Genomic DNA, 2,402 nt, shown 5'->3' with positions numbered 1-2,402 from the left:
GTGGCCCGGTGCGTGCTCGCCGGCCCCGGCCTCCTTCGTCGGCCGGTGCCGTCGGCACCGGGCCGTGGACGCGCCTGGCGGCGCGGCACCTCTTGTTTGGCCCCTTCGGGGCCGGCGGCCGCGGGGCGGCCGGGGTCCGCTGGCGCGGACCGGTGCCCTCCTTCGTCGGGCCGAACGGGCGCCCCTGGCGGGGCGGCTGTTCCCGTTCGGGTCCGCTGACGCGGACCGCCGAGACCGTCCGCGCCGATCAGTGCCGCCGTCGGTCACCACCAGGTGGTGAGGGGAAAGGACCGCCTCCGGCGAGGGCCCTTACTCCCAAGGGGCCGGGGGTGCATGGCGAGTTGAGGTCCGGTGGTAGCTGGGGTGAGGGCGGGCGGGGGCTCCCCTCGGCCGACCGGTCACCCTTCGGGCTACCACCGAACCTGTGGGGGGTGCCAGGCCGAGCCGCTTCGCGGTCGCTTCGCGAGCCTGGCACCCCCCACAGAACCGGCGGTCGGGCGGAGCTGCCCGACCGACCGAGGGGAGCCCCCGCCCGCCGGGTGGAGCCGTGGCGGGCCGCCGGGCAAGGCTCGCCCGGAGGGGGTGGAAAACGCCCCTGACCTGCGAAAACGTGTGATGTAGATCACTCGTTTGGAGGGTCTTCAGGGCTGGACTTCCGCCCCAAAATAAGGCATGATTAGTGATGTCGGGAGGGGATGGCAGTCCTCCCCGACAACCCGAACCTTCAACACGGGAGCAACGATGTACGCAGAGCTGGAGACCGAGACCCCGCGCGAGATCGGCGGATTCGCCCTCTACCTGTCCACCACCTACGTGTGGACCGAGGGGCGCCCCCGGCTGGTGACGACCGCCGCCGACGTCAACGAGACGTGGTGGACCGTCCGGGCGGCCGACGTGACGGACAAGCTGACCGTCCGTCAGTCCCCGGACTCGGAGCTGGTCCGACTGCTCGACGCCGAGGACGGCACCGTGGTCACCACGATCGTCCCGGTCCCCGCCGGGATGCTCGACCACCACACCCCCACCCTCGCGGAGGCCCGCAGCATCCCCCTCGCGGACCGCTGGGTGAGCAGCCCGCTGTTCAGCCGCTCCGCCGGAGCCGCGCCCGAGAGCGCCGACCGCTACGAGGTGCGCGACCTCCTGGTCCGCGCCGCCCGCCGTGGCGAGACCGTCGCGACGAGCCCGGACCTGGTCATCGTGCGCAACTGCGAGAACCGGCCCGTCGCCTTCCTCCGGGAGGGGTGGCACCCGCAGAACGCGCGGCCGTCCGCCCCGAGCCTGAGCGCGCTGCTGAAGCACCGCCGCCGGTAGGACTCCGGTGGGCTCGCCCGGTGGCAGCCGGGCGGGCCCACCCCGCAAGGGCTTTGGCAGAAGCCCGCCCCGAACCTTCAACGCAGGGAGACAACGACATGGCGACGAACGACGCCCCCGACACCCCGGAGAAGCGGTACCGCATCGGCGACCGGACCCCGGACGGCCGGTACCCCGTCACGGTCGACGGGAAGCTGATCGGCCACATCCACCGCTGGCACGGCGACTGGCACGCGCGCGTGCTGGGCCAGGTCGAGGAGAGCCAGCACGAGGACCGCGACAAGGCCGCCGCCCACCTGGACACCGTCACCCAGTCCGGCGCCGCCCTCCCCCAGACGGAACAGGCCGGTGACACGGCGCCGGAGGGCATCGTCCCGTGGCTGCACCCGCGGATGGCGCCCACGCGGCGCAACATCCTGAGCGCGGGCATCTGCCTGGGGCGGCTCGATGAAATCGCGTGGAGCCCCAAGCACGGCTACCCCGGGTCGGACAACCCGTTCGAGATGGAAGACCTGATCTGCGGTTGGGTCGGGAACCGCTGGTGGAGCCACCTGCGCGGGCGCAACAGCGACCCGACGCCGCGTCCCGCGTGGCGTCACGAGGGGTGCACGGTCCCCTTCGAGGAGCAGGCCGCCCGCGTGGCCGAGCTGGTGGGCAAGCGCCCCACCCAGTGCCCGTGCGAGACCGGGCACCCGACCGACCGCGAGGCGGTGACCGGCCTGCTGGACGAGGCCGACCGCGCCCGCAAGGCCGGTGACATCGAGGCCCTGCGCGGTCACCTGACCCGGCTGCTCGGCCCCTGCCCGGCGGCGCCGACCCGCGCCGCGGTGATGCGGGACATCGTCAAGCCTCCGCAGAAGGGCTGACCGAACCGGGGGCACGGGCCCACGCCCGTGCCCCCGGCCACAGGGCGGCGATCGAGCCGCCCGCCACGACCGCCGCCGTCCGCCGGTGCGAAGCCACCCGACCCGAGGATTCAGTTCTCCGTGCCTGCAACTGCCCTACCCGCAGCCCTCTTTGACCTGCCCGAGCCCTCGGAGCGGACCACGTTCGGCCGGTCCTCCGGGATGACCGTGCTGAGCTACGGCGCG

General features: G+C 73.6%; 2 protein-coding genes. Both read left to right on the top strand.

Going from position 1 to position 2,402, the window contains the following annotated elements:
* The first annotated feature begins 741 nt into the window (after positions 1–741).
* A complete protein-coding gene (locus RND61_RS32320) occupies positions 742–1,311 on the top strand; it encodes a hypothetical protein (protein ID WP_315881737.1) in 570 nt (189 codons plus the stop codon).
* 98 nt (positions 1,312–1,409) lie between these two features.
* Positions 1,410–2,177 carry a hypothetical protein gene (locus tag RND61_RS32315; protein ID WP_315881736.1) on the top strand — a complete coding sequence of 256 codons (768 nt, stop codon included), beginning with the start codon at positions 1,410–1,412 and terminating at the stop codon, positions 2,175–2,177.
* Positions 2,178–2,402: the final 225 nt, after the last annotated feature.

Source organism: Streptomyces tamarix (genome assembly GCF_032423885.1).
In the GTDB taxonomy this organism is placed as follows: domain Bacteria; phylum Actinomycetota; class Actinomycetes; order Streptomycetales; family Streptomycetaceae; genus Streptomyces; species Streptomyces tamarix.
The sequence above is the reverse complement of the archived record's forward strand: the minus strand, read 5'-3'. Positions and strand labels throughout refer to the sequence as shown.